Source organism: Streptomyces sp. NRRL S-495, from assembly GCF_000966955.1.
In the GTDB taxonomy this organism is placed as follows: Bacteria; Actinomycetota; Actinomycetes; order Streptomycetales; family Streptomycetaceae; genus Kitasatospora; species Kitasatospora purpeofusca.
The window spans coordinates 1-4,677 of record NZ_JZWY01001058.1; the positions used below are offsets into that span (position 1 = coordinate 1).

A 4,677-nucleotide genomic window follows, 5' to 3' on the forward strand; every position below is an offset into this window, starting at 1 on the left:
GTGCACCTACAGCCGGGCCTGGACCGACACCAAGCACGTCCACGGCCTGTCCATCACCGTGCCCGAGAAGGCGGCCCTGACCGAAATGCTCGACACCTGCGCGTAACCACCGGCCGGCGGGCCGCCGACTCCGCGTCCCGGTGGGTGGGCCGGTCCCGCCGAAGTCGGATGTCCCCTGCGAAGGCCCCCGCGCGGGCCCGACCTCAGATCCACCCTTCCTCCCAGGCACGGCGCGCCGCTTCGTGGCGGGTACGGACGGCGAGCTTGGTGATGGCAGCGGAGAGGTAGTTGCGGACGGTGCCGGGCGCGAGGTGGTGCTGTTCGGCGAACCCGCTGATGGCCTGGCCGTGGCGCACGGCGCGCAGGACGTCGAGTTCGCGCGGGGTCAGCGGACAGGGGTCTCGGGACAGGGGTCTCGGTGAGGGCGTGGGTGGCGAGGCGGTGGTCGATGTAGCGGCCGCCGGCGTGGATGTCCCGCAGGATTGCGGCCAGCTCGGTGGCGGGAGTGGTTTTCGGGACGAATCCCTGGATGCCCGCCGCCAGTGCGCGACGCAGCACGCCGGGCCGGGCGTGGCGGGTGACGAGGACGGTGCGGACCGGATGGTGCCTGTTGATGGCCTGGGCGGCGGAGATGCCGTCGAGGTGGGGCATCTCCAGGTCCAGCAGGGCGATGTCGATCGGGTGACGGGCGGCGGCTTCGACGGCTGCGCGGCCGTCCGGGGCCTGGGCGGTGACGATCAGGTCGGGTTCGAGGTCGAGGAGTGCGGCGAGGGCGCCGCGGATGAGGTCCTCGTCGTCGGCGAGCAGGATGCGGATCACGCAGGGGTCTCCCGGGAGGCGTGGCCGGCCAGTTCGAAGTGGCCGCCGGGGTGGGTGGCGATGCGGATGCACCCGCCGATGGCGTGGAAGCGTTCTTGCAGTCCGGCCAGACCGCTGCCGGGGTCCGCGGGATGTGACGGGGCGCCGTCGTTGCGCAGCAGCACGAGGGCCCGGCCCGGGGAGGCGGTGATGGTGATCCGGCAGTGGCGGGCCCGGCTGTGGCGCAGGATGTTGGTGACGCCCTCGCGGACCAGGGCGGCGAAGGCCGGCTGGAGCTGGTGCGGGATGTGTGCGGCGTCGCCGTCGACGGTGGCGCGGATCCCGGCGGCCTCCAGGATTTCGGCGGCGTTGGCCAGTTCGGTGCTCAGGCTGGCGCGCCGGTAGCCGTGGACCACGGCCCTGGACTCCTCCAGAGCGGCGCGGGCCAGGTCGGTGATCTCCCGGAGCTGCGCACGGGCCTCCTGGTCGCTGCGGCCGATCAGCCGCTCGGCGAGCTCGCCCTTGAGCGTGATGACCTGGAGCCGGTGGCCCTGGAGATCGTGCAGATCAGCGGCGAACCGCAGCCGCTCCTCCGCCACGGCCAGGGCGGCCGTGGTCTCGCGGACGTGTTCGGCCTCCAGCACCGCCCGCCACAACCGGACCAGTACCAACTCCACCCCGGCGATGAACAGCACCATCGCTGCGCCGGTCGCCGCCGGGACCCCGGGCAACAGGTCGGGGTGGCCCTGACGCCACTGCGCCACCGCCTCACCCAGCACCGCGCAGCCCAGCGCGACCGCTGTCAGGAGCCGTCGGCGCGCCCGCGTGGGCAGGGACAGGGCCATGGCCGCCGCCATGGCCCCGGGCACCATGGCCCAGTCGATCGCGGTGTACGGGCGGTCCGCCATGTCGCCCCAGGTCGCGATCGCTGCGGCCAGCAGCAGGACGTTCCACTGCCCGCCGGCGATGGCCGAGTCGCCCCGGGGGCCCCGGCTCGCGGGGCCGCTGGGCACCGCCCGACGGATCAGCAGGGTGTGCTGGACGGCGACGGCGGCGAGCACCGGAGCGGCCAGCACCCGACGCCCGGGGCTCAGGTTGAACACGACGTCGTTCGCGGCCAGCAGCAGCCAAAGGGGTCCCAGAGCGAGCAACGTCCAGGAGGTCAGGCGGCCCAGCCTCCCCAGCTCGACCGCCCCGGACCGCGGGGGTGAGGTGATCATGTCCGGCCAGCCTAGAATCCGCCGTCACCTGTTGTCTGTGGCCGAACCAGCCCAAAGGCCATGACAACTGTCATCGGTCGGCCATGACACGGCCCGCCCGGCCGATGACATCAGCCACTACCGGCGACCCGTGCGCCGCGACAAGACTCTCCCTCGTCCGGACCGCGGAGGCAGCACGGTCCGGGCGCTACCGACCGCCGGCCGATGCACGTGCGCACCCGGCGGTCCGTCACTCCATTGACCCCTCAGGAGACAGTCATGCGCTCAACCCTCAGGCGCCTCGGGCTCGCCCTCGCGCTCGCCGTGACCGGTCTGGGCCTGGTGCCCGGCGGTGCGTCCGCCGACACCCCTGCGACCGTCCTGTTCAACCAGTACTCCGAGCGCTGTCCGGACGGGCATGCCGAGTCCCAGGACATGCACCCCTGCGCCCCGTCCGACAACCCCGGCATGTGGGTGATCAAACCCGTCGTCGGCTACCCGGAGCGGTACACGATCACCACCCCCGCCCCCGAGGGCGATCGCTGTCTGACCCAGTTCGACGGTGTGGTGGGCTCCGGTTGTCTGGTGGGTCTCACCAGCCAGCAGTGGGAGATCACCCCGTTCCAGGCGGAGCCGCCGCTCTACGGCATGCTCGGAGTGCGGCTGAAGAACGTGTCGACCTCGCAGTGCCTGGACAACTCGAAGAGGACCTTCGGGGGCTGGAAGCTGGTCATGCGCGGCTGCGACTACGGCAGCTACCAGCAGTGGAACATCTACAGCACCGCCTACCAGGCACTGTTCGGCGGCCAGCACGCCGGCATGACCTGGGCCAACCTGGAACAGCGCGCGGACAACGTGGTGCACGTCGGCTACGACAACTCGACCAACAGCAACCCGTACAGCGGCGACACCCCGTCGAGCGCCGTGCTGCCCCTGCTGTGCCTCAAGCAGGACGGCCGCCCCGCCCCGGCCGGTGTCCCCACGAGCGGCTTCCACAGCTGGGTGGGCGGTGAGGTGAAGGCCACCGCGCCGCTGCCCGGCAGCCAGCTCACGAGCCGCGCTGCGGCCGACCAGAAGTGCGCCGGTGCATTCGGTGCCGGCTTCCGGATGGCCGAGTTCCACGATGCCTCCGGCTGGGGCCTGTGGGCCAACGGCACTCTGCCCACCAACACGCGCTTCTGGACTGCCATCAACGACCAGCCCGCCAACCCCTGGAGCTGATCGCCGGACTGCGGGTGGGCGCCGTCGCCGGTGCCCACCCGCAGTCCCCGCTGCGGCCGATCCGACCCTGACCGGTGGGGGAGCAGTAGGTCGGTGCCGGGGGAGGCGGCGGCGGTGGTGGCACCTGCCAGTCATCGGCCGCGGGCGTGATCGGCAGCGCCGTCGCCCGCCTGGGCACAACCCCCCCCGGCCGGGACACGGACGTCAGCAACTTCCGCAGTCCGCAGACCCTCGAAGCCCCGTCGGGGAACCTGGGGTCGGATCGGCGCAGTCCGACGTGGCGGTCGCCCTCGACGGGCTCGCCGTCCTGGAGTGTGCGGCCGACGTCAGGGCCGCTACGGACCGGATGACGGTCGACAGACCGTGTCGGGGTTGTAGACGGTGGTCGGGTCACCGCGGAACTTCCATTCGGTTGGGTCCGGTTTGCCTGGTTCGTTCGGGAGGGTCGGGCCGGTGCGGGGTGTCAGTGGGGGTGTGGGGTCCGGCCTGGCGCCGTGACGAGTCGAAACGCTCGGTTGTGGTTGCGAGGGTGGCGGTGGCGGTGGCGGTGGATTGGTGGGTGGGTGTCGGTGCGGCGGTGTTGGAGGTGGCCTGTGGCTGATGTTGGGCGGAGGTCGAGGAGGGACTCGCCGGGTCCCGGTTCGGCGGGCCCAGGTCGGTCGGGGTCCGGCGGGATCTGTCCGGGGCCGACCGGGGTCAGGTGCCGGTGCGGGCCGCACGCAGGGCCAGTGGCGTGACGAGGAGGGCTGTCGCCGCGCAGGTGAGGGCGAGGGTGTCGTAGCCGCCGGCGGTGACGGCCAGGCCCGAGAGCAGGCCGCCGGTGCTGCCCGCGACGGCGAGGCCGACGTCGGCCAGTCCTTGGGTGTTGGCGCCGTGCCCCGGTGGCAGGGCGGCTGTGATGACGGCCGTTCCGCTGACGAGGCCGAGGTTCCAGGCGATGCCGGCGAGGGTGAGGGCCACGGCGAGGAGGGGTACGGAGTCCCCCGGCGCGGCGGCGGCCAGGAGTGCGGCCGCGCAGAGGAGGACGCCGGAGGCGGCGGCGACGGGGAGGGCGCCGAGGCGGTCGGTCAGGAGGCCGGTGAGCGGGGAGGGCAGGAACATCGCGGCGATGTGGAGCGAGACGACCAGGCCGATGGTGGCGGTGCCGTGGCCGTTGGCGGCGAGGTGGACGGGTGTCATCGTCATGAGGGCGACCTTGGGGAACTGGCCGAGCAGCATGATCCACAGGCCGGTGGCGACGCCCGGGCCTCGTGGTCGGCCGGCGTCCTTCCGTACTGGGTCGGCCTCGTCGTCGGCGTCGCCGCCCCGGACGGCGTCCAGGGTGTCCGGGGCGGGGAGCCGGGCCCGGGCCAGGTGGAGGGGGTCGGGGCGCAGCAGTGCGGTGAGGAGGACGGCCGCCGCCGTGTAGCCGAGGGCGGCGAGCAGGAAGGGTCCGGCCAGTGGGGGGATGCCCCAGGCG

Annotated in this window: 3 protein-coding genes and 1 pseudogene; 1 reads left to right on the plus strand and 3 read right to left on the minus strand. The window is 73.0% G+C overall.

Translation table 11 applies throughout. The features are described from left to right. Nucleotides 1-203: 203 nt before the first annotated feature. Together VR45_RS38830 and VR45_RS38835 are read right to left on the minus strand one after the other, a co-directional pair. Nucleotides 204-819: pseudogene (locus VR45_RS38830) on the minus strand (response regulator transcription factor). Continuing rightward, nucleotides 816-2,018, minus strand: coding sequence for a histidine kinase (locus VR45_RS38835; RefSeq protein ID WP_045944671.1), 1,203 nt, complete (start codon nt 2,016-2,018; stop codon nt 816-818). Before VR45_RS38835 ends, VR45_RS38830 begins: the two are co-directional and overlap by 4 nt. A gap of 258 nt (nt 2,019-2,276) precedes the next feature. Here VR45_RS38835 and VR45_RS43145 point away from each other — a divergent pair, with 258 nt between their 5' ends. Continuing rightward, on the plus strand, nt 2,277-3,218 hold the full coding sequence (locus tag VR45_RS43145; RefSeq protein WP_052709709.1) for an RICIN domain-containing protein: 942 nt from the start codon (nt 2,277-2,279) through the stop codon (nt 3,216-3,218). A gap of 696 nt (nt 3,219-3,914) precedes the next feature. Here the strand turns inward: VR45_RS43145 and VR45_RS38845 are convergent. Then, the coding region (locus tag VR45_RS38845) for an MFS transporter (protein WP_045944672.1) at nt 3,915-4,677 on the minus strand (763 nt) is incomplete at its 5' end.